Below are 21,771 nucleotides of genomic sequence, written 5' to 3'. Positions count from 1 at the left end.
AATAGGAGTGGTTTAATGTGAGTAAAAGGATATTAATTACAGGAGCTGGAACAGGAATAGGTAAAGATGCTTCAATAGAATTAGCAAGATTAGGACATAGAGTTTATGCAACAACACATTATGATGATGAAGCAAAATGGATTAACGAATATGCAAGAGATAATGAATTACAAAACAATTTAATAGCCTTTAAATTAGATTTATTATCAATTGAAGATAGAAAAAAAGTTTTAGAATATGATATTGATGTTTTAATAAATAATGCAGCCATTGGAGATACTGGTTCAGTAATAGAAGTTCCGATTGACTCCTATAGAAGAACTTTTGAAACTAATGTATTTTCAGTTTTAGAATTAACTCAATTAGCACTTCAAAATATGATTACAAAAGGAAAGGGCAGAATAATTTTTGTATCATCATTGGTTGGTAGAATATCAATGCCATTTTTTTCGCCTTACTCAGCTACTAAATTTGCAATAGAAGGAATTGCAGAATCTTTAAAAGATGAACTAAATATGTTAGAAAACTGTGATATAGATGTTGTATTAATAGAGCCTGGAGCTTATGCTACTGGATTTAATCAACTTAATATGGAAAAGAAGTATGTGTGGATGAGAAATAATTCATATTTTAAGGATAAATTTAATAAGATTAAGTGCAAAGAGCAAGAGCGATTTAAAATTTTAGAAGAAAAAGATACTGAGTCAATAGTTTTAAAATATATAAGAGCGGTTGAGGAACGTAAACCTAAATTTAGATATACATCACCTACATATCAATCATTTGTTATTCAAGGACTTAGACTTATAGGTAGATAAATTAATTATACTTTTAATAAATTTTTTAGAACTTAGTAAAATCTAAGTTCTTTTTATTTCAAATTTAATTTAATAAAAAAAGAATTTATATTAAAATAGTAGTAGTGGACTTTACAGAGTAATGAACTTTTTAAGGAGGAATAAATGAGAAGGATATTTGATTCTTTATTTAGTAGAATAGCCATAGTTGGACTATTAATTTTTATACAACTAATTATATTGATTATAGGGATATGGAAGCTTAGTGAATCATTTGTATACTTGTATGTATTTTTCTTTATAATAAGTGTTTTAGTAGTAATATACATAGTCAGTAGAACAGATAACCCATCATATAAATTAGCTTGGACAATACCTGTTTTATTGTTTCCTGTATTTGGAGGTTTGTTTTATTTATTATTTGGTGGAAAGAAAATTAATAATAATTTTAAAAGAAAAATAATTAGAGTATATTATGAATTTAAAGGGGCTCTAATACAAGATCCAATGATAATTCGTGAGTTAGAGGAACAAGATAAATCAATAGCTAACCAAGCTAAGTATACAAGTAAATATGCAGAGTCTCCGGTATATAAAAATACGTTAACTGAGTATTTATCTCCTGGAGAAAAGTTTTATGAAAGATTAGTTGAAGAATTAAAAAAAGCAGAAAAATATATTTTTATGGAATATTTTATAGTTCATGAAGGTAAAATGTGGAATACTATTTTAAATATTTTAGAAGAAAAAGCCAAACAAGGCGTAGATGTAAGAATGATATATGATGATATGGGATGCTTAACTACACTTCCTTATAAGTATAATGAAGAACTTGAAAAAAGAGGTATAAAGTGTAAAGTATTTAATCCATTTGTACCATTTCTTTCAATAATATTAAATAATAGAGACCATAGAAAAATAACTGTAATTGATGGACATACAGCATTTACAGGAGGAATAAATTTAGCTGATGAATATATAAATGAAATAGTTAGATTTGGTCATTGGAAAGATTCTTCAATAATGATAAAAGGTGAAGCTGTTTGGAATTTAACTATAATGTTTTTACAAATATGGAGTTTCAATAGTGGTGAAAATATTGATTATAATGATTTTAGATTCCCAAAAGATAAATTTAAATTTGAAAGTGATGGATATGTTCAGCCATATGCAGATAGCCCTTTAGATGATGAGATTGTAGGAGAAAATGTTTATTTGAATATAATTAATAAGGCTGAAGATTATGTTTACATATGTACTCCATACTTGATAATTGATAATGAATTAGTTACGGCATTAACTTTAGCTGCAAAAAGTGGGGTGGATGTAAGAATAATAACGCCTCATATAGAAGATAAGTGGTATGCGCATATTGTTACTAAAGCATATTATCCTCAACTTATAAAAGCTGGAGTTAAGATATATGAATATACTCCTGGTTTTATACATTCAAAAACTGTTGTATCAGATGATAAGGTAGGAACAGTTGGAACTATAAATTTTGATTATAGAAGTTTATATCTTCATTTTGAGTGTGGAGTTTGGTTATATAAAACAAGTTCTATAAATGCAATAAAAGAAGATTATATAAATACGTTAAAAGTTTGTACAGAAATAACGTTAGAAGATTGCAAGCATGTTAAAGTATATAACAGAATATTAACAGCTATATTTAGAGTTTTTGCACCACTTATGTAATATTTGCTTTATAATTAAGTTAAGAGGACTTTTTTTTAAAAAGTCCTCTTAATAAATTAGTTTTTTACAGAAGAAAAATTAAGGGGGAAGTTTATGGTTTTAATCTTGACGTTTATATTGTTTCTTGCAATATTTCTTTTAGTTATAGATTTTTTCTCAGTACTTTTTAGACTTACAGGAATGCCTTTAAAAAAAGCAAGATTTCAAGTAATATCTTTACTTACTAGTACAGGATTTACTACAAAGGAAAGTGAAATGATAGTTAGAAATCCATTAAGAAGAAAACTTGCAAGTTGGCTTATGGTAATAAGTTATGTAAGTACGGCAACATTTATATCATTTTTTGTAAGAATGCTTTCAGATAGTGTTACGAGCATTGGATTTTTTACAGTAGTTATAATATTTATTATTGTAGTAGCTTTTTTTCATAAAACTTCATTACTTGAAAAGTTTGAATCAAAGATTGAGTTATCTGTATCAAAATCGAAAATATGGGAAAAGTTAAATGCTAAGCATTTTACTTTAATTACGGATACAAAGGGATATGGAATATATGAAATTTATTTAGCAAAAGATTCAAGTTTGATTGGAAAAAGTATAATGGAAAGTAATCTTAAAGATTTAGAAATAGAAGTTTTAAATATAGATAAAGGAGATGAATTTATAAAATTTCCTTCTCCTGATTACATATTTGAGATATATGATAACATAACTGTTTATGGTAATTTAAAAAATATAAGATCAGAATTTAAATATGTAAGTGGACAATAAACAAAAAAAGAACTACTAAGTAGTTCTTTTTTATTTATTTACTATCAAATATATAAAAATTATTTGAAATATAATTATTAAAGGAATACCATATTTAAATTTAATATGCTTTGTTTTGTGTCTAAATTTATTCATTCCTATAAAACTTCCAATACTACCACCTAATAAAGATAAAATAATTAATGTGTTTTCTGATATTCTCCATTTATGCTTTTTAGCTTTTTCTTTATCTATATACATAAATATAAAGCCCAATATATTAATGATTAACAAATAAAATATAAATAAATTATTCAACTTTATATCCTCCTTATATTACTGATTTAATATTTTATCAGATAAATAATATAAAAAGAACAAAAAGTTTGCATTTATTTACAAAATATGGTAACATTTATTTATAGAATATTGGTATAAAATGAAGCATGTCTTAGATATTTAAAGGTTTTTAAGGGGTGATGGGGAATGGCAAATACAAATTATGCTAAACTTAGAGAAATTGAGATGTTTCATAAAAAAAAGATGAGATATGAAAGAATTATGCAAAAAAGAAGAAGAAGAACTTTTACAATTGTTGCGTTAACCTTAATAATATTTAGTTTTTTTATTTATACTAAAATATCAAGTAGTAGATATTCAACATTTTTGATGAATAATAGTAAGTACGGAAAAGTTAAGAACAGCCTTTTAGCAGAAAATATTGACAATTTAATAAGAAATTTAAATATAGAAGAAGTTAATTATAAATGGAATGAAGACATTATAGAGAATAATGTACCAAATAAAATAGTTGTACATCATGCTGTTACAACTGATGTTGAACCAAAAGAAATACATTCTTGGCACATAGAAAAAGGTTATGGTGGTATAGGATACCACTACTACATAAAAAAAGATGGAACTATATATAGAGGAAGAGAAGAAAAAATGCAAGGAGCACATGCTATAGGAGAAAATAGTAGAAGTATAGGAATATGCTTAGAAGGAAGTTATGATAAAGAAAATATAGAACAAGCCCAGATGACTAGTCTTGTAAATTTAGCATCAAGCTTAGTTGTAAAATATAATATGGAAAATATAATAGGCCATAGAGATTGCAATGATACTTTATGTCCAGGAGAAAATATAAATATAGATAAAATAAAAGATAAAGTTGTAAATGTATTAACTAATTCAATAGAATAAACACTCTTAAAATAAACAATACTAATATTAAAGTATTATTATTTTAGGAGTGTTTTTAATATGAAGTTATTACACATAATAGTGAATTCAAAACCTGAAGAAGAATCATCTAGCAGAAAAGTAGCAAGGCATCTTGTAAATACAATATTAGAAAGAAATCCTCAATATAAATTAGAGGAAATAAATTTGTACGAAGATTATATACCAAGATTAAAATATAATTATTTTAAAGGCAGGAATTGTTTAGTAGACAATAAAGAATATGAAAATTTAAATGATGATGATAAAAAAGAAGTTGATAGAATAAATGAATTATGTGATCAATTTAGGAGTGCTGACATGTATGTAATAGCTGCACCAATGTGGAGCTTATCATTTCCAGCTCCTTTAAAGGAGTATTTAGATTGTATAGTTCAGGTTGGTAAGACTATTGAAATTAAAGATGAAAAAATAAAAGGTTCATTAGATGATAGAAATAGAAAAATGGTTTATGTTCAATCTTCAGGTGGGGAGATTCCTTGGATTTTAAGAGGAAAATTAAGTCAAGGAGTTGAATATTTTGAGGATATAATGAAATTTTTAGGAATTAAAAAGTTTAAAGAATTATTAGTTGATGGGACAGGAATTGATAAATATACTAAAATGGATGCTGAACATAGAGCGATGAAAAAAATAGATGCAATTATAGAGGATTTTGAATCATAAAAGAAATTTTGATAAATCTAGATAATATTAGAAATATTAAAATATTATCTAGATTTTTTGCATAAAATAACAAAAAAATAACTAAATATAATAAAAAAAATTATAATTATTCAAAAAAACCTCTATCATATGAATAAAATTTCTGTTATTCTAGTTATTGTGTTTAACAAAAGAAAAATAAAAGTTGTATTAGGAGATGTTAATTGTGAAAGAAAACATAAAAGAATACGGAATAATAACTATAGGAGTTCTTCTAATTTCAATAGCAATAGAGTATTTCTTTGCACCAAATTGTATAGCTGCTGGAGGAGTAAGTGGACTGGCTGTTGTAGTAACTCATTATATACCTAGTTTAAGTGTTGGTAGTTTCTCATTTATAGTTAATTTATTTTTATTTGTACTGGCATTTATTGTAGTTGGTGGAGATTTTGGACTTAAAACTATTTATGCAAGCTTTGGCTTATCTTTTATATTATGGTTTATGGATAAATTTATACATCCACAAGCGTTAACTAATGATTTAATGCTTGCAACTATTTTAGGAACTATAATAGTTGCTATAGGACTTTCAATAGTATTTAATATAAATGCATCAACTGGAGGGACTGATATATTAGCTAAAATATTAAATAAGTACACTACTTTTAATATTGGTATAGCATTACTTTGTGTAGATTTTTTAGTAACTTTATCAGGGGCTATAACATTTGGGGTAGATAAAGGATTTTATGCATTACTTTCTGTTGTAATAAATGGACCATTAATAGATAAAATATTATCTATTATGAATCAGAAAAAGCAAATTACTATTATAAGTAATAAAAATGAAGAAATATCAAAATTTATAATGGACGAATTAAAGAGAGGATGTACAGCTTTAGCAGGTTCAGGTGCTTATAGCAAAGAGAAGAAAGAAATAATTTATTCCATTTTAAATAAAAAGGAATTAGAAAAATTAAAAGATTTTATAGAAAAGATAGATAATGAAGCTTTCTTTACTATAGGACATATAGAAGAAGTTCAAGGAAAAGGTTTCTTAAAGGTTAGTGGACTTTAATAATTTATAAGACAAGTGTTTTTATAATCACTTGTCTTTTTTTATAAAAATAATTAATAAAATAAACTATGTTGAGATAATAATTAAAATTAATGTTAACAAGAATAGATATAGTTAATAATACTATTAATATATTGATATAATTGAAATAAAAGCAAATAAATTTATATAAGTTTATAGCAATAAATATATTATTTAAATTTATAATAAAAGATTATTGTGTATATTAAGTTTTAAAATAATCAAATATAAATTACGGAATAAGAGGGGGATTAATGTGAAAAAAGTAATATCAATTCCAGTTATAGTTGTATTATTATTTAGTTTAGTTTCATGTGGTGCTAATAGAAAAATTTACGATAGTGTTAATGACTTTTTTAAAGCATACAAGGAATTGGATTTAAATAATGCAAACAAGTATGTTGAAGATGGTGGATTATTAGCCAAGTCTATAAATAAATTTGATAGTTATAATGATAAAAGAAAAGATGCTATAAAATATTGGGCAAGCAAGATATCATATAAAATAAATAAAACAGAAGAAAAAAATGGTATAGGAATTGCAGATGTTGAAGTTACAGCTCTTGACGGAAATTATATTTATAATAATTATATGCAAAATGTACAAGCATTACAATTTAATGAAAATCAATTAAATAATAATAATAAATATGGAAATCCAATAGGTGGGGATTTCGATGCTGCATTTTTAAGTGCTTTAGAAAATCAAGAAACACCGCTTAAAACAACAAATATTAAAGTTAAGCTAAAGAAGATAGATGATACGTGGAAAATTACAAATGATAGTGAAGTACTTACTGCAATATTAGGTGGACTTAGTCCTAGTGAAATATTAGATTAATTAAATTTTGTTTATTTATATAGATTGAATTTTTTTAGATACATAAATAATATTATTTGTGTATCTTTTTTCTTTGATATAGAATAAATTAATAAATATATTTAGTAGATGATAGAATTAGTCTGAAGGAATATATTTATTTTTTGTTATATTAAGGGGGATTTTTATGAAAAGGTTTTTAATTACTTTTATTATTTGTATTGGATCTATATCTTTAATTGGATGTTCTGGTGTGAATAAAAGTATATCTGAAAATTCTAATGAAGTAATTAATCAGGAAGATAACAATGAAGAAAAAGAGAAAGAAGATACTAAAAGAAAAGAAGAATTAAAAAAAGCTAAAGAGGAAAAAGATGCAGCAGAAAAAGCAAGATTAGAGAAAGAAAAAAAGAAAGTAGAAGAAGCAAAAAAGAAGGAGGAAGTTAAGAGAATAGAAGAAGAAAAGAGCAGAAAAGAAGAAAAAAGGAAGTATGAAGAAATTAAGAAGAATCAAAATAAGGTATTTAAGTTATATTCTTTAGATGAATTAGGCGATAAAAAAATAATTATTGGTGAAGTTAAAAGTTCATCAAACTCTATAAAAGAAGATTTAAATAAAATAGCTGTAGAGTTATCAAATAAAAAATTTAATTCAATGAAGATAGAAGTAAAAGAAGTTAAAAATAATATAGCTTATATAAATTTAAAGGACAGTGGAAATAATGAATGGGTGAAAAAGTGGTTTCAAGGTTCTTATGGAGGATTATCAACTTACACGGCACTTACAGAAAGTTTTTTACAAAAATCTTATAAAGGTGATTGGATTAGAGGAGTAGTTTTTACTTATAATAATAAACCTATTGAAGAGTATGATCATGTTAATTTAACAGGTACAATATATAGATAAAAAAAGGCTACATATATGTAGCCTTTTTTTAAAATCCTAATCCCATTGGATAATTCATAAACATGCTAGAAAATACTGAAGCAAATACTAATACAAACATAATTGCAAATAATAAGCATACAGCTAATAGAACTAAAGGAGCTACAATATTAGTTCCTCCATTTTCTTTTAGAGCTTCTGAGCTATCTCCAAACTTATTAAAGAATGATTTTAGAGAAGTAATTTTATTTTTACTATCATGTACATAAATACAGTTTCCATAAACTCCAAGTAAAATCATAATTATTAAGTCAAAAATAGCAGCTAATGTAGAACTGAATGTACCTATTAGTATACCGCCAAATAATTTTATTAAAAATACTCCAATAAACCATTTATAAAGCTTTCTATATAATAACCAATATGTTCCTAAGAAAAATGAAGCCCAATTCCATGATGCAAAATTTGATTTTTCGTGGTTATTTTTAAATTTTTCAAAATAATACTTAGTATTTTTATTTCCAATAAAATTAATAATATCTAAATCTGTTATTTTATTAGAAGTGCTTGTACTATTTTTTTGTTCTGAATTTTCTTCAGTATTTATGAATTCTTGTGAATTATTTAATTCTTCTGAAATCATATAATTCCCTTCTTTCTATAAGTTTTAAATATAAGTTCTTAGTTTATTATAACAAAATAGTAATGAATAATTGTATTAAATATAAGAAGGTATTGTTTCAATAAAGTAAAATTTAGTTCAATATAAATTAAAAATAAAAATATGTTTAAACATGAGGAAAGAGGGGATAAGTTAACCCCTCTTTAGTGTAGTTAAAAATTATAGTTATGCATGAATAGTTATTATAGGTAAATTACTTAGGTTGTTAGATTCATCTCCATCTGGTAAACTTCTTAGATATTCTTCGCCTTTAGCGGAGACTCCAACGCCAACACCTTTGATTTCTCCTCTTTTAGCCATTTCAATTGCAGCATTTTTATCAACTTGGTGGCCGTTTTGAAGTTCATATCCTATTATTAACCCGCCGTGTTTAACAACTTTAGTAATTTCTTGTGCATCACTTTTAGGTGTTGGAACTATTTTATTAATATTTTTTGGTACATTTCCGGTCATATTATCTTTTATAGTATCCTTCATTTAAATACACCTCCATTTGATACAATAATAGTTTAAGTAATTTTAAAAAAATTATTCAGTAAAATATTAGATTATTATTCTAATATAAGTTTAAATTTAATAAATTATTATAAGACCATTATAAATTAATTTAAATAGTGGAGGTTCTTATGAAGTTAGATTTATATACTTTATATCTTTATAGATATGCAAAAGAATATTTATTTGAAAAAAATGTTGATATAATAAAGATAAAAGAATTTTCAAATTGTTCTAAAGTAAGGTTTTTTGATAACTTCATATTTGAAAAAAATATTGCAGATAATGTAATAGATTTTTATGAATATTTAAAAAGAAGAAAATGTTTTAAAATTAATATGCTAGTTCATAATAAAAAATATCTAATATTAAAATTTTGGTGTAGTTTTTCTCTTGAATATTGGTATGGATATAAAGAAGATGATAAATTTGACATAATGAACTTTGAAAAAGTAAATGAAGATATTTGGGCAAAAAAATATTTGAATATTTCAGAAGAAGAAGAGAAGATGTTAAGATTAAAATTTAAGATGAATAACTATATGAATATTTAAATTAATCACAATATACCATAAGTATATTGTGATTTTTAATACTAAAATATAAAGATTATATAATTATTCTATTTAATTTATGTTTATAACTCCAGATTCAGTTGATTTTATACTTAAGATATCTTTTCCATTACCGAATTTTTTTGTATATATTTTTTTATCAAAAGTTTTATCATTTAATGCTATTATTTCGCCATTACGAGTTTTTGCATTTAATGAATAATCACTTACATTACCTCTATTATATATATTTATTATTCCATGAGTATTTGAAATACTAGTAGATGAACCAAGTTTAGTAAATGAAAAATCAATTTCTCCTGAATAGCATTCTATAGATGAGTTTCCAAAATATCCATTACAATAAATCTTTCCGTTGTCATTTTTAATTTTAGAGTTTTTAAAATTAGAATTTGTACAACTTATATCACCAAGTGTTTCTACATCAACATTAGTGGCTTTTATATCAGAAAGTTCAACCGATGAAGTATCTCCTTTTATGTTTAAATTATTCAAATTTAAATTAATTATAGATATTTGAGATAATGTTGGTTTTATAGTTAAATTTTTATTATAGCTCTTAGGTATAGAAATATTTATTGTATTATAATCTATTGATGAATCTAAGTTCTCAGTGTTAAAAGTTAAAGTTCCACCATTTTTATTAAATTTTATTTCTTTAGAATTAAAATCTTTAACTATACTTTCTTTACCTGATATAGAAAATTCTAATGATAGTTCATTTGAATTATTAGGATATATTCTTATATCAGAATTATTAGATATTATATTTATAGAATCTATATCTTTATTTATAGTGTATTTGGCTTGTTTGGTTGTAGCAATAGTATTTTCAAACCAAGTTTCTGCATTAAATAATCGAGAATCAAATCCTAAGAATTTTTTGGCATCTTCTTTGTAATTTGATAATCTATAACCACTATTATAAAGTATTGCAACAGAACTTATATATGAAGCTATACAAATTATAAGAAGAACTAATAAAGCAATTTTATATTTCTTTTTTATAAGAGGTTTTTTCATATTAGTTAGCCTCCTTACCAAATATTTTTTTTACTAATTTAATTGAATAGAATAAGCAAAATTTTAATAAATAATAAGTTAGCATTATAAAAAGTAAAGTTAATGAAATTGAGCCTATTATAAACATGATTATTGAAGCAGTAGGAAATTCAGTTATAAATGCTGGTGTATTACTTGCTCCTAATATAACTAATCCCATTTTTCCTAACAAAACAGATATACTACCTATATTTAAAGCAATACTAAAAGCTATAGCTGCTATAAGTATTGCAATTATTGCAGCAAATATTCCGAAGGCAAGCCCTCCGATAGATAGAATTATTGGGATACATAATAAGAACAAAAAACAAATTAAAGCAAGTTTTATTACTCCACGTATATTGATTGAAAAATTTTTAGAGAAAAATTTTTTAGATGTATTATTAGTATCTCTAATATTTGAATTAGATGAGTAATTAATATGATCTATTGTTTCTTTTTTACAATCATTATTTTTACTTTTTGATTCTTCACTTGATTTAGTATCAGTACTAATATTAGAACTTGAAATTAAATCATTAGAAAATTGTTCTTTATCATTTATATTAGTAGATGCAGTTTTATCTGAAGTATCACTATAGTCTTTTACATATTTATTATAATCATTTTCGTGATAGTCTTTTGTATATTCATTATAACTATTTTTTAGATAAAGATTTTTATAATGAACAATTAAATCGTATGGATTTCCTAATTCATTTATAATGTCTTCTTCATTTTTTCCTTCAGAAAATCCAGATATAAAATTTTCTTGATAATCAAAAATAATCTCAGCAAGCTTTCTATCAGGAAGTTCTTTAAGTCCATTTGCAAGTATTGATAAAAATTCTGATTTAGTCACATTGACATCCCCCTATTATAACTAAATTACAAAAAGTTATATAGATTTTGTAAAAAATTTCATATTCATAGTATAATATTCGCTTAATGACAATTCAACGTATTGGTGCGTATTTAAAGATTATTTTAAGAGACTTAAGAATTTAATAAGATTTGTTAAGGATTTTTATAATTATTTACAAAATAAAAATTCTGAATTACATAATATTATTTTTTATACAATTTAATTACTTGTTTTCTAAATTTTAAAGTATAATTTTAGAAATAATATTTATTAAAAAGAATTTCAATATTTCAATTAAAGTCTTTATGAAGTTAAGTATATTAATAAAAATATACATATTAATAGCTTTATATTATGAAATTATAGAAATTCTTTTTAATTTAAATGTACTTTTGCTTAAAATTTAAGCTTTGAAATTTGTTTATACATTGATAATTCTTTTTCAGATGATACTTCCTCTAATGATTCATTCCAATCTTTATCAAATTTAATTTTAAATATTTCTATTTGATTTGGAGAATTAACAGGTGCTAATGCAACGTATTCAGTTCCACATAATAATTTTTGTTCTAAAATAGAATAATCAATTTTATTATTATTTTCATCTAAAAATGTCATTATATTTCCAGTATTCAAAATAATCACTCCTTAAAAGTTATATCACTATATTTTTCTACAAAAAAATATAATTATTCAGAATAATAATTAACAGGCTATAAATGGCTTATTTAAAGGATTTATTAAGAATTGTTGTTGATAATGTGGATAACTATGTTTATAATATGTAAAAATAAAGAATAATTTCCATAAAAAATATAGTATAAAAACACCACAATATATACCAAAAAAATAAAAAAATAATCAATATGATGGGTGTTGTAGAAATAAAGATTATTAGTTAGAATTTATTTAAGAAAAATAATTTATGTTGATGAAAAATGTTAACAGTATTCACAAAGATGTGGATAAAAAATGTGGATAATGTGAATAACTTTAAAGGAGATAAAATATGGAATATAATAAAGAAATACTTGAGGCTAAATTTATAAATAGACCAAATAGATTTAATGCATTAGTAGAGCTTGAGGGGGAGGAGATAACTGTGCATGTTCCTAATACAGGAAGATGTAAGGAATTACTTGTAGAAGGAGTTAAAGTACTTATAAGAAAAGAAAATAATCCTACAAGAAAAACTAAATATGATTTAATTTCTGTATATAAAGGAAATGAGTTAATAAGTATAGATTCGCAAATACCAAATAAAGTAGTTATGGAAGCTTTACAAAATAAAAAAATAGAGAAATTAATTAGATATAATAATATTTTAAAAGAAAAAACTTTTGGAAATAGTAGATTTGATTTTAAATTATCTAATGATAATGGGGAAGAATATTATTTAGAGGTAAAAGGTGTTACATTAGAAGAAGACGGTCATGCAATGTTTCCTGATGCGCCAACAGAAAGGGGAAGAAAGCATTTATTAGAGTTAATAGAAGTTAAAAAAAGTGGTAGAGGAGCAGGTGTGTTATTTTTACTTCAAATGAATAATATGAAAGATTTTGCACCAAATGATGAAAGAGATAATGAATTTGGTAAAGCCTTAAGAGAAGCAAGAGATAATGGAGTAGATATATTTGTTTATGAATGTGATGTTTTAAAAGATTCAATAACATTAACAAATAGAATTGAAGTTAATTTTTAGAAAATTTACTTCTAAAACATAATATTGTATTTTATAATTAAAGTAATAATTATAAAGTAAAAGGGAGTTATATATGAAATATAAGTTTTGTCCAAAGTGTGGTAGGGAATTAGAGATGTTTAATTGTTGGGATGAGGGATATGTACCTTATTGTCCAATAGATGATACATTATATTTTGATACTCCAAAACCTTGTATAGTGGTTGGAGTAGTGAAAGAAAAAGAAATTCTTTTATTAAAACAAAGTTATATATATAAAAATTCAAAAGTATTAATATCTGGATATGTAGGTCAAAATGAGTATGCAGAAGATACCGTTTATAGAGAAGTTCTTGAGGAAACAGGAATAAAAATAAAAAATATAAAATATCTAGGTTCTGATTTTGTTAAAGATAAAGATTTATTTATGATAACATTTATGGCTGATTATGATAGTGGTGATATAAAAAAATCAGATGAAGTAGAAGGAATTGAATGGGTTAACATAAATGATGCTATATCTCAAATGGAAGAAGATAAGATAGGGAAAAGAGTAGTTAAAAAGATATTAGAAAGTATGAATTTATAACAATTAAAATCCACATAACTATAGTTTGATATAGTTATGTGGATTTTTTAATAATTTTCAATTCTTTTAAGTTCTATAACTAATATATTATTATCATAAGAAATAGTTGCACTATCTACCATCATACCAACTAAAGATAATTCAGAGTCAAATTCATTATTTCCTCCTAAATGCCAATAGTATTGTTCAACTTCATGTTGGCGTGGAATATTAAGAGTTTGAGTTAAATTCATTAAAGTTTCATCTGATAAATTTTCAATTTTTGCCTTTATTAAAATAACAGATGTATTTTCTATAGTTTTTACGTTTACATTAATGTCAGTACTATTTAAGTGATAACAAAATGACATAATTTCATTAATTATCTTAAGTTTTTTTTCTACATTAAATTTCATTTGTGTAAACCTCCCTTTTGAATGTTGTTATAATTGGTATTAAAATCATTGCTACAAATCCACCTGCAAGTCCATTATTATATAAATTTAACCCACCATGTAAATATCCTACATTTGTAACTAATGAAACATGAAGTATACCTGCTAGTATTCCATATTTCCAACCAAATTTACCTGATATAGGAGCAAGACAAGTACTGAATAGTATTGCGAGTTGAATTCCAGGATCAGATATATCATTAACTCCTATAATAGCACATATAGTAGCTCCAATCATTACAGGTACTATGTTTTTTATATGTTTTCCAAAACAGCCAAAACCTATTATAGTAAATAAACCACCAATTGTTGGACCGTTTAAGTCTCCACCAAATAATAATAAGTATATACTTGAGAAAATACCTATTATTCCCATATTAATATAAGATGTTTCTCCAAATAAAATATAAAAATCTGATACAAGTTTTCCAGAAAAACTATTTATTTTTTTTAAGTTATTTTTATGATCTTTTCCAAAATAGAGTCCAATACAAATTAAGTAAATAGATATTATAAGCATAAATATAAAAAGAAATGTGTTGTTTCCGGTACTCCAAACTAATTGAGTTTTAAAGTCTATTCCAAATATTCTAAAAATGGACATAAGAAGAGTTGCAAGAAGTCCACAAGCAAAGCCTATATTATAAAGGTTATAGCCTCCATGAGCTGAAATACAATGAGTTGCTATAGGAGTTAGTAGGAATCCTGTAAATACTCCTATTAATGACCCTAAAGTAATACCTAGCAATAGATTATTAGATGAAAAACTAAGTTGAGTAACAGTTGGGGCTAGAGTTGTTGATAATAACATTACTAAGGAATAATTCATTAAAGGTTGCTTTTGATATTTGGAATATAGATAAACACCAAACATAACAGGCCATATATTAATTATATTTTTGCCAAAGAAAGAAAAGCCAGTCATAAGCCATAATGCCATTATAGTTGAGCCATTAGGTTTAATTTTTAAAGCTACTAATATAAAAATACTTATAATACTTGTCAATGCTGCATTTACTAATGTAGCACCAATGCCAGCAATTTGAATATAATCAGTTATTAGAATATCAGGTGTTAATATTATGTTTTTTAATCCTATAAAGATTTCTTTAGGAGAATTAATAGTAAAAGCAGTAAGTATAAAAAATAGATATATTGAAATTAAGATTTTGTACGGGAGAAAAAATTTTTTTAGTTGAAGCATAAATAAAAAAACACCGCCTTTTATAAATCAATATTATTTGTAAACATTATATTACAAATAATACATACTTATCTATAAAATGAATAAATATTTTTTATTTATCAAAAATAAATATTTTAATTAATGGAAGTTGGTTATATAATAAGTTGTAAAGCAAAGCAATGTAAGTTTTTGGAGGGATAAAAATGAGTAAGGATAATGAAAAATATGTTCCAGAAATATTAGGAACATTTAGAAATCATATAATTGAAGCACCTTCTGCAATAAGAAAGTGTAGTGGAATAAAGATATTTGGAAAGAGAATTAAATCAATAATGTTTTCAACTGATGTTGCCATGATAAAAAATACAAATGCAGATGCAATAATGGCAGTATATCCTTTCACCCCCCAACCAAAAATAACTGAGGCTATAATAACAGCAGCTGATGTTCCTGTGTTTTGTGGAGTTGGAGGTGGAATAACTCAAGGTAGGAGAGTTATAAACTTAGCATTAGATGCTGAATTTAAAGGAGTAATAGGGATAGTTGTAAATGCACCAACAACAAACAGTGTAATAAAAAAGATAAGAAAAACAATAGATATTCCTGTTGTTGTAACAGTTGTATCAGAAGATACAGATATAGAAGAAAGATTAAATTCAGGTGCCACTATATTAAATGTATCAGGTGGAAAAAATACAGCTAGAATTGTTAAGAAAATAAGAGAAAAGTATCCTTTAGTTCCTATAATTGCAACTGGAGGAAATACTGAAGAAAGTATATTAGAAACAATAGAAGCTGGAGCTAATGCAATAAGTTATACACCACCATCATCAGCAGAGATAATGGGAGATTTAATGAATATTTATAGAGAAAAAGAATATTAATGTATAAAAGACTTTAAATTTAAATAAATTTATAGTATCATAAATAATAAAAAATAATAATATATTAGGAAAGAACAAATCTTAGGGTAGAGGTGCCGAGATTAAGAGTAATCTTTAGGAGTTTTGCAGACTATGAATAAGGATGAAAGGATGATTGGCCGAAGTTAAATTATAATGCAAATATAATTTTTCTGGGTATGTATATAATATATGCATAACTGTCACATAACGTGGAGAGCTACAAGGATTTTTAAATTACTATATAAGTGAGTTTAGAATATATTAATTTTAGGCTTAAGTTTTTGTAATTATAATACCTTAATGTTATAACGTTATTACCCGTCACAGGAATTTTCCTGTGACGTTTTGTTTTACTTAAATGAATTGGAGGAATTTAAATGAAACTATTTGGTAATATGAGGACTGAAGAAAATACTTTAGTAATTGGAGGAATAAAAACAACAAAGTTAGTTGAAGAGTTTGGAACTCCTTTATATGTTATGGATGAGAATTTAATTAGAGAAAATTGTAGAAGGTATTTTCAGGCCTTTAGTTGTGAAAATAGAGGTAATAAGGTAGCATATGCTGGAAAAGCATTTTTAACTTTAGCGATGTGTAAAATAATAGAGGAAGAAGGCTTATGTTTAGATGTTGTTTCAGGTGGAGAATTATATACAGCATATAAAGCTGATTTTCCATTAAAAAAAGTATTATTTCATGGAAATAATAAAACATTAGAAGAAATTGAAATGGGTGTAAAACTTGGTGTTGGAACATTTGTAGTGGATAATTTATTTGAAATAGAACAGCTTAATAAAATTGCTAGAGATTATGAAAGAAAGCAAGATATTTATTTAAGAATTACTCCAGGGATTGAGGCACATACACATGAATATATAAAGACAGGACAAATTGATTCTAAGTTTGGTTTTGCACCAGTAGGAGATAATATAATAAATGCTATAAAAAGGGCTATAAAATTGGAAAACATAAATTTACTTGGGCTTCATTGTCATATAGGTTCACAAATATTTGAAATAACTCCTTACGAAGATGCGGCTGAGATAATGCTTAATTTAATAAATAGAGTTAAGAATGAAACTGGATATATAATAAAAGAGTTAGATTTAGGTGGTGGATTTGGAATATATTATAGTGATGAAGATAAACCAAGAGAAATAGAGGAATATTGTAATGCTATAATAAATAAAGTAGATGAAGTTTGCAAAAATTTAGAATTGGAAAGACCTATACTTATTATAGAGCCGGGAAGGTCAATAGCTGGAAATGCAGGAATAACATTATATACTATAGGCTCAATAAAAAATATACCATCAGTTAGAAAATATGTATCTGTAGATGGTGGTATGACTGATAATATAAGACCAGCATTATATAAGGCTAGATATGAATGTATAGTTGCAAATAGGGTTATATATGATGCTAAAGAGAAAGTAACTATATCTGGAAAGTGTTGCGAATCTGGTGATATATTATTAAATGCAATAAAAATACCATCTGTTTTAAGTGGAGATGTTCTTGCAGTTATGTCAACGGGTGCATATGGTTATTCAATGTCTAATAATTACAATAAGATTCCAAAGCCAGCAGTTGTTATGGTTAAAGGTGGAAAAATTAAAATTATATGTAAAAGAGAGAGCTATGATGATATAATTAAAAATGAAGTAATTTAAATTTAACTGAAGGGTATAAAGTGGGGAAAAGTATGGGAAAAAAATTTATTACGGACATAGTCTGTCCTATTATCTTAGCTGTAATATTAGCTTTACTAATAAACAAATTTTTAATTTTTAAAGTAGAAGTTCCTACATCATCAATGGAACCTACTATAAAAGTAGGAGAAAAGTTTTTAGTAACAAAAGTTTATAATTTTAACAATTTAAAAAGAGGGGATATCATAGTCTTTAAAAATAAAGAAAAAAATGAGATTATGATAAAGAGGCTTATAGGTCTTCCAGGAGATGAAATTGATGTAAGAGGAAATGAACTTTATATTAATGGAGAATTTATTCAAGAGGATTATGTGAAAAATCCAGATGGTTTTTTTGGGGAGTTCAAAGTTCCAGAAGGTAAATATTTTTTCTTAGGAGATAATAGAAAAAATTCAGCTGACTCAAGGTATTGGGAAGATCCATATATTCCAAAGGAAGATATAAAAGGTGAAGCACAACTTAGAATATATCCAATAAGGGAATTTGGAAGTATAAAATAACATTTTATTTAATAATATTAAAAGATTTTAATGTAATTTAGAACGAATAAACTAATTAGTTTATTCGTTTATTTTTGTTATTAAAAAATACTTAAGTGGTATTTAATATTGTATAATATTGAAATATAAATTACATATGATATAATGTGAAAATAAGATTAAAAGTATTTAAAAAAGGACAAGAATATAATATAAAAATTTAAATTTCATGAAATAAATTTGTCAAAAAAGTATGATATAATTAAATTTAATTTAATATCAATATTTAGGAAAGGTTAAACAGGTATATAATGCATTTATGAGAAAAATTTATGTAGTTGATAGAAGTGAAGGACGATATTATATTTTACAGTCTTTAGATAATAAAATATTAAATGTTCCTAAAAATGAATTTTCTATAAAGTTAAAAAGTGGTGATGTAGTATATGAAGAAAATAATCAATACTATTATAGTGAAGAAGAAACCATTAAAAGAAAAAAGTATATTAGTGAATTAATGGAAGGAATGTGGGATGAATAATACTAAGTTAAATTTTTTTAAAGATTGGATTATACCAATAATTATAGCTGTTGTATTAGCTATATTAATAAATAGATTTTTAATATTTAGAGTTTATATACCAAGTTCATCAATGGCACCAACTTTAAATGTAAATGATAGGCTTTTAGTAACAAAAGTTTATAAGCCAGAAAATTTAAAAAGAGGTGATATAGTAGTTTTTAACTCTAAAGAACTTGATGAGATAGTTATAAAAAGACTTATAGGACTTCCAGGAGATGAAATAAGATTTGATGGTACTTCTGTTTATGTAAATGGCAAGAAGTTAGATGAACCATATGTAAAAAATCCTATGGAGTTTTATGGAACATTTAAGGTTCCAGAAGGTAAGTACTTTTTCTTAGGGGATAATAGGGCAAATTCAAATGATGCTAGATTTTGGAAGAATCCATATATAAATGGAGATCAAATATTAGGTAAAGCACAAGTTAAAATATATCCTTTCAATGAGATAGGATTTTTACAATAATTATAAGGAAAAGAGAGGTGGATTGTATGGAGCCAGAAAACCAAAAACAAAATAAAAATAAGGCTGGGATTATATATTTTTTAATAGCCTTAGCAATTATAATGTCCTTTAATTACATTAGAGAGACATCAATGAACAAAGAGATTAGTTATACTTCATTCCAACAAATGGTGAAGGATAAACAAATTTCAAAGGTTGTAATAACTACTGAGAATTTAATTATTACACCAAATGATAAGAGTGAATACAAAGGAAAGACTTTATATACAGCAAATATACCAAACAATGACTTACTTAAACAATTAAATTCAGCAGGAATTGACGTAACAGGAAAAAATCCTAAACAATCACCTATTTTTGACTTCTTAGTAAGTTATGGATTATTATTTTTATTCATGTTTATAATGTGGAAAGTAATATTCTCAAAAATGGCAGGTAAAATGGGTGGCGGAATGATGTCACTTGGAAAAAATAATGCTAAAGTTTATTTAGAAGATGAAATAGGCGTAACATTTAAGGATGTTGCAGGACAAGAAGAAGCTAAAGAATCTCTTGAAGAGGTAATAGATTTCTTAAATGATCCTAGTAAATATACTGAAATAGGAGCTAAGCTACCAAAAGGAGTTCTTTTAGTTGGACCTCCAGGAACAGGTAAAACATTACTAGCAAAAGCAGTTGCAGGAGAAGCAAAGGTACCATTTTTCTCAATATCAGGTTCAAGCTTTGTTGAGATGTTTGTTGGTGCTGGAGCTAAAAGAGTTAGAGAATTATTTAAGGATGCTCAAGAAAAAGCTCCTTGTATAATCTTTATAGATGAAATTGATGCTGTTGGTAAGAGTAGAGATAGTCAACTTCAAAGTAATGATGAAAGAGAACAAACACTTAATCAGTTATTGGCTGAAATGGATGGTTTTGATTCATCAAAGGGTATAGTAATACTTGGGGCTACAAATAGACCTGAAATACTTGATAAAGCATTACTTAGACCAGGTAGATTTGATAGAAGAGTTATAGTTGATAGACCAGATTTTCCAGGAAGAGAGGCTATACTTAAAGTTCATGCAAAAGATATTAAGCTTGGAAAAGACGTAAATTTAGAAGAAATAGCAAAGAGTACTCCTGGTGCAGTTGGGGCAGACCTTGCAAACATCATGAATGAAGCAGCACTTAGAGCTGTTAGAGAAGGTAGAAAAGAAGTTATTCAAGATGACTTAAGAGAAGCAGTAGAAGATATAATAGCAGGTAAAGAAAAGAAAGATAGAATACTTTCACCAAAAGAAAAGAAAGCAGTTGCTTTCCATGAAGTTGGTCACGCTTTAGTTGCAGCTCTTTTAGATGGAGCAGATCCAGTTCATAAAATTACAATAGTTCCAAGAACTATGGGAGCTCTTGGATATACTATGCAATTACCTGAAGAAGAAAAATACCTAATTTCTAAGGAAGAGCTTATGAATCAAATAACTGTAATGCTTGGTGGTAGATCAGCTGAAGAAGAAGTATTTAATCTTGTATCAACAGGAGCTTCAAATGATATAGAAAGAGCAACTCAAACAGCTAGAGGAATGGTAACTATGTATGGTATGACAGAAGAGTTTGATATGATGGCTCTTGAATCAATACAAAATAGATATTTAGATGGTAGGGCTGTTAGAAATTGTAGTGAAGAAACTTCAACTTTAGTTGATAAAGCAGTTCTTAATATAATAAAGGAAGCTCATAAGAAAGCAAGAACTTTACTAAAAGATAATAGAGACCTTTTAGATAAAATATCAAATGTTCTTCTTGAAAAGGAAACTATTTTTGGAGATGAATTTATGGAAATAGTTTATGAAAAATATCCAGAAATGAGAATTAAAAAAGAAGAAGAAGATAGAATAAAAGAACAAGCTAGAAAAGAAGCTAAGATGCTTGCTGAAAGTAGAAAAAATTCTAAAAAGGAAGCTTCAATATTATCAACAGAAAAATTAGAAGCAAAGGATGAAATAGCTGTTACTAAGGTTTCTACTACAATAGTAGAAAATTTAGAGCAAAACAAAGAGAGTTTAAATTCTTCTAATAATGAAAAAAAAGATTTAAAATTAAGCAATGAAAATGAAGAAAAATCAACAAGTAATGAGAATAATAGAGATGGTAAATAG

The 21,771-nt window shown here is 25.5% G+C and carries 25 protein-coding genes and 1 riboswitch; of the genes, 17 read left to right on the top strand and 8 right to left on the bottom strand.

Annotated elements, in window-relative coordinates; all coding sequences use genetic code 11:
* The first annotated feature begins 17 nt into the window (after positions 1-17).
* From Q4E08_RS04690 to Q4E08_RS04680, 3 genes are all read left to right on the top strand, one after another.
* Positions 18-818, top strand: a complete 801-nt coding sequence (locus tag Q4E08_RS04690; RefSeq protein WP_303128963.1) for an SDR family NAD(P)-dependent oxidoreductase — start codon at positions 18-20, stop codon at positions 816-818.
* Positions 819-962: 144 nt separating this feature from the next.
* Positions 963-2,495, top strand: coding sequence for a cardiolipin synthase (gene cls / locus Q4E08_RS04685; RefSeq protein WP_303128961.1), 1,533 nt, complete (start codon positions 963-965; stop codon positions 2,493-2,495).
* A gap of 93 nt (positions 2,496-2,588) precedes the next feature.
* The gene (locus tag Q4E08_RS04680; protein WP_303128957.1) at positions 2,589-3,266 is read left to right on the top strand and encodes a cation:proton antiporter regulatory subunit; all 678 of its coding nucleotides are present in this window, start codon (positions 2,589-2,591) and stop codon (positions 3,264-3,266) included.
* Positions 3,267-3,296: 30 nt separating this feature from the next.
* On the opposite strand, the gene Q4E08_RS04675 is transcribed toward Q4E08_RS04680, so the two are convergent.
* Positions 3,297-3,563 carry a DUF1294 domain-containing protein gene (locus tag Q4E08_RS04675; RefSeq protein WP_303128956.1) on the bottom strand — a complete coding sequence of 89 codons (267 nt, stop codon included), beginning with the start codon at positions 3,561-3,563 and terminating at the stop codon, positions 3,297-3,299.
* A gap of 168 nt (positions 3,564-3,731) precedes the next feature.
* On the opposite strand from Q4E08_RS04675, the gene Q4E08_RS04670 reads away from it, so the two are divergent.
* The 5 genes from Q4E08_RS04670 to Q4E08_RS04650 all read left to right on the top strand — a co-directional run bounded on the left by Q4E08_RS04670 (position 3,732) and on the right by Q4E08_RS04650 (position 7,961).
* Complete coding sequence (locus Q4E08_RS04670) at positions 3,732-4,451, top strand: N-acetylmuramoyl-L-alanine amidase (RefSeq protein WP_303128955.1); 720 nt, start codon at positions 3,732-3,734, stop codon at positions 4,449-4,451.
* A gap of 60 nt (positions 4,452-4,511) precedes the next feature.
* Positions 4,512-5,156 carry an FMN-dependent NADH-azoreductase gene (locus Q4E08_RS04665; protein ID WP_303128953.1) on the top strand — a complete coding sequence of 215 codons (645 nt, stop codon included), beginning with the start codon at positions 4,512-4,514 and terminating at the stop codon, positions 5,154-5,156.
* Positions 5,157-5,352: 196 nt separating this feature from the next.
* Positions 5,353-6,213 (top strand): YitT family protein, encoded by an 861-nt coding sequence (locus Q4E08_RS04660; protein ID WP_303128952.1) that lies wholly within the window; start codon positions 5,353-5,355, stop codon positions 6,211-6,213.
* Positions 6,214-6,490: 277 nt separating this feature from the next.
* On the top strand, positions 6,491-7,075 hold the full coding sequence (locus tag Q4E08_RS04655) for a hypothetical protein (RefSeq protein WP_303128950.1): 585 nt from the start codon (positions 6,491-6,493) through the stop codon (positions 7,073-7,075).
* Between the two features lie 166 nt (positions 7,076-7,241).
* The gene (locus Q4E08_RS04650) at positions 7,242-7,961 is read left to right on the top strand and encodes a hypothetical protein (protein ID WP_303128949.1); all 720 of its coding nucleotides are present in this window, start codon (positions 7,242-7,244) and stop codon (positions 7,959-7,961) included.
* A gap of 28 nt (positions 7,962-7,989) precedes the next feature.
* On the opposite strand, the gene Q4E08_RS04645 is transcribed toward Q4E08_RS04650, so the two are convergent.
* Both Q4E08_RS04645 and Q4E08_RS04640 read right to left on the bottom strand, forming a co-directional pair.
* Complete coding sequence (locus Q4E08_RS04645; RefSeq protein ID WP_303128947.1) at positions 7,990-8,583, bottom strand: DUF2628 domain-containing protein; 594 nt, start codon at positions 8,581-8,583, stop codon at positions 7,990-7,992.
* 204 nt (positions 8,584-8,787) lie between these two features.
* A complete protein-coding gene (locus Q4E08_RS04640; protein ID WP_303128946.1) occupies positions 8,788-9,099 on the bottom strand; it encodes a DUF3892 domain-containing protein in 312 nt (103 codons plus the stop codon).
* Between the two features lie 149 nt (positions 9,100-9,248).
* Here Q4E08_RS04640 and Q4E08_RS04635 point away from each other — a divergent pair, with 149 nt between their 5' ends.
* Complete coding sequence (locus tag Q4E08_RS04635; protein ID WP_303128945.1) at positions 9,249-9,671, top strand: hypothetical protein; 423 nt, start codon at positions 9,249-9,251, stop codon at positions 9,669-9,671.
* Between the two features lie 72 nt (positions 9,672-9,743).
* Here the strand turns inward: Q4E08_RS04635 and Q4E08_RS04630 are convergent, their stop codons facing one another.
* The 3 genes from Q4E08_RS04630 to Q4E08_RS04620 form a co-directional block, all read right to left on the bottom strand.
* Positions 9,744-10,715, bottom strand: coding sequence for a DUF4097 family beta strand repeat-containing protein (locus Q4E08_RS04630; RefSeq protein WP_303128943.1), 972 nt, complete (start codon positions 10,713-10,715; stop codon positions 9,744-9,746).
* 1 nt (position 10,716) lies between these two features.
* The gene (locus Q4E08_RS04625) at positions 10,717-11,595 is read right to left on the bottom strand and encodes a DUF1700 domain-containing protein (RefSeq protein ID WP_303128939.1); all 879 of its coding nucleotides are present in this window, start codon (positions 11,593-11,595) and stop codon (positions 10,717-10,719) included.
* A 399-nt stretch (positions 11,596-11,994) separates the two neighbouring features.
* Complete coding sequence (locus tag Q4E08_RS04620; RefSeq protein ID WP_303128938.1) at positions 11,995-12,243, bottom strand: DUF1292 domain-containing protein; 249 nt, start codon at positions 12,241-12,243, stop codon at positions 11,995-11,997.
* A 364-nt stretch (positions 12,244-12,607) separates the two neighbouring features.
* Between Q4E08_RS04620 and sfsA the strand changes: the two genes are divergently transcribed.
* Positions 12,608-13,300, top strand: a complete 693-nt coding sequence (sfsA, locus tag Q4E08_RS04615) for a DNA/RNA nuclease SfsA (RefSeq protein ID WP_303128937.1) — start codon at positions 12,608-12,610, stop codon at positions 13,298-13,300.
* A gap of 73 nt (positions 13,301-13,373) precedes the next feature.
* Positions 13,374-13,868: an NAD(+) diphosphatase gene (locus tag Q4E08_RS04610; protein ID WP_303128936.1), complete on the top strand. Its 495-nt coding sequence runs from the start codon at positions 13,374-13,376 to the stop codon at positions 13,866-13,868.
* Positions 13,869-13,915: 47 nt separating this feature from the next.
* Here the strand turns inward: Q4E08_RS04610 and Q4E08_RS04605 are convergent, their stop codons facing one another.
* Together Q4E08_RS04605 and Q4E08_RS04600 are read right to left on the bottom strand one after the other, a co-directional pair.
* Positions 13,916-14,263, bottom strand: a complete 348-nt coding sequence (locus tag Q4E08_RS04605; protein WP_303128934.1) for a hypothetical protein — start codon at positions 14,261-14,263, stop codon at positions 13,916-13,918.
* The gene (locus tag Q4E08_RS04600) at positions 14,253-15,506 is read right to left on the bottom strand and encodes a DUF1576 domain-containing protein (protein WP_303128933.1); all 1,254 of its coding nucleotides are present in this window, start codon (positions 15,504-15,506) and stop codon (positions 14,253-14,255) included. The genes Q4E08_RS04605 and Q4E08_RS04600 overlap by 11 nt, the downstream gene beginning before the upstream one ends.
* Positions 15,507-15,691: 185 nt before the next feature.
* Here Q4E08_RS04600 and Q4E08_RS04595 point away from each other — a divergent pair, with 185 nt between their 5' ends.
* From Q4E08_RS04595 to ftsH, 6 genes are all read left to right on the top strand, one after another.
* Positions 15,692-16,372 (top strand): hydrolase, encoded by a 681-nt coding sequence (locus Q4E08_RS04595; RefSeq protein WP_303128932.1) that lies wholly within the window; start codon positions 15,692-15,694, stop codon positions 16,370-16,372.
* Positions 16,373-16,451: 79 nt separating this feature from the next.
* Positions 16,452-16,621, top strand: a riboswitch (Lysine riboswitch).
* A 149-nt stretch (positions 16,622-16,770) separates the two neighbouring features.
* Positions 16,771-18,066 carry a diaminopimelate decarboxylase gene (gene lysA / locus Q4E08_RS04590; RefSeq protein ID WP_303128931.1) on the top strand — a complete coding sequence of 432 codons (1,296 nt, stop codon included), beginning with the start codon at positions 16,771-16,773 and terminating at the stop codon, positions 18,064-18,066.
* Between the two features lie 32 nt (positions 18,067-18,098).
* Positions 18,099-18,605 (top strand): signal peptidase I, encoded by a 507-nt coding sequence (gene lepB, locus Q4E08_RS04585; protein WP_303128926.1) that lies wholly within the window; start codon positions 18,099-18,101, stop codon positions 18,603-18,605.
* A 298-nt stretch (positions 18,606-18,903) separates the two neighbouring features.
* On the top strand, positions 18,904-19,125 hold the full coding sequence (locus tag Q4E08_RS04580) for a DUF3006 domain-containing protein (protein ID WP_303128925.1): 222 nt from the start codon (positions 18,904-18,906) through the stop codon (positions 19,123-19,125).
* Positions 19,118-19,633: a signal peptidase I gene (gene lepB, locus Q4E08_RS04575; protein WP_303128924.1), complete on the top strand. Its 516-nt coding sequence runs from the start codon at positions 19,118-19,120 to the stop codon at positions 19,631-19,633. The genes Q4E08_RS04580 and lepB (Q4E08_RS04575) overlap by 8 nt, the downstream gene beginning before the upstream one ends.
* A 26-nt stretch (positions 19,634-19,659) precedes the next feature.
* Positions 19,660-21,771 (top strand): ATP-dependent zinc metalloprotease FtsH, encoded by a 2,112-nt coding sequence (gene ftsH, locus Q4E08_RS04570; protein WP_303128923.1) that lies wholly within the window; start codon positions 19,660-19,662, stop codon positions 21,769-21,771.

Source organism: Clostridium sp. (assembly GCF_030532265.1).
Classification (GTDB): Bacteria; Bacillota; Clostridia; order Clostridiales; family Clostridiaceae; genus Clostridium.
The sequence above is the reverse complement of the archived record's forward strand: the minus strand, read 5'-3'. Positions and strand labels throughout refer to the sequence as shown.

Bases quoted from the DNA above. Each gene is read 5' to 3' on its own strand.
- cls (WP_303128961.1), top strand. From the start codon at position 963: ATGAGAAGGATATTTGATTCTTTATTTAGTAGAATAGCCATAGTTGGA.
- Q4E08_RS04680 (WP_303128957.1), top strand. From the start codon at position 2,589: ATGGTTTTAATCTTGACGTTTATATTGTTTCTTGCAATATTTCTTTTA.
- Q4E08_RS04670 (WP_303128955.1), top strand. From the start codon at position 3,732: ATGGCAAATACAAATTATGCTAAACTTAGAGAAATTGAGATGTTTCAT.
- Q4E08_RS04665 (WP_303128953.1), top strand. From the start codon at position 4,512: ATGAAGTTATTACACATAATAGTGAATTCAAAACCTGAAGAAGAATCA.
- Q4E08_RS04660 (WP_303128952.1), top strand. From the start codon at position 5,353: ATGTTAATTGTGAAAGAAAACATAAAAGAATACGGAATAATAACTATA.
- Q4E08_RS04650 (WP_303128949.1), top strand. From the start codon at position 7,242: ATGAAAAGGTTTTTAATTACTTTTATTATTTGTATTGGATCTATATCT.
- Q4E08_RS04645 (WP_303128947.1), bottom strand. From the start codon at position 8,583: ATGATTTCAGAAGAATTAAATAATTCACAAGAATTCATAAATACTGAA.
- Q4E08_RS04640 (WP_303128946.1), bottom strand. From the start codon at position 9,099: ATGAAGGATACTATAAAAGATAATATGACCGGAAATGTACCAAAAAAT.
- Q4E08_RS04635 (WP_303128945.1), top strand. From the start codon at position 9,249: ATGAAGTTAGATTTATATACTTTATATCTTTATAGATATGCAAAAGAA.
- Q4E08_RS04630 (WP_303128943.1), bottom strand. From the start codon at position 10,715: ATGAAAAAACCTCTTATAAAAAAGAAATATAAAATTGCTTTATTAGTT.
- sfsA (WP_303128937.1), top strand. From the start codon at position 12,608: ATGGAATATAATAAAGAAATACTTGAGGCTAAATTTATAAATAGACCA.
- Q4E08_RS04610 (WP_303128936.1), top strand. From the start codon at position 13,374: ATGAAATATAAGTTTTGTCCAAAGTGTGGTAGGGAATTAGAGATGTTT.
- Q4E08_RS04605 (WP_303128934.1), bottom strand. From the start codon at position 14,263: ATGAAATTTAATGTAGAAAAAAAACTTAAGATAATTAATGAAATTATG.
- Q4E08_RS04600 (WP_303128933.1), bottom strand. From the start codon at position 15,506: ATGCTTCAACTAAAAAAATTTTTTCTCCCGTACAAAATCTTAATTTCA.
- Q4E08_RS04595 (WP_303128932.1), top strand. From the start codon at position 15,692: ATGAGTAAGGATAATGAAAAATATGTTCCAGAAATATTAGGAACATTT.
- lysA (WP_303128931.1), top strand. From the start codon at position 16,771: ATGAAACTATTTGGTAATATGAGGACTGAAGAAAATACTTTAGTAATT.
- lepB (WP_303128926.1), top strand. From the start codon at position 18,099: ATGGGAAAAAAATTTATTACGGACATAGTCTGTCCTATTATCTTAGCT.
- Q4E08_RS04580 (WP_303128925.1), top strand. From the start codon at position 18,904: ATGAGAAAAATTTATGTAGTTGATAGAAGTGAAGGACGATATTATATT.
- lepB (WP_303128924.1), top strand. From the start codon at position 19,118: ATGAATAATACTAAGTTAAATTTTTTTAAAGATTGGATTATACCAATA.
- ftsH (WP_303128923.1), top strand. From the start codon at position 19,660: ATGGAGCCAGAAAACCAAAAACAAAATAAAAATAAGGCTGGGATTATA.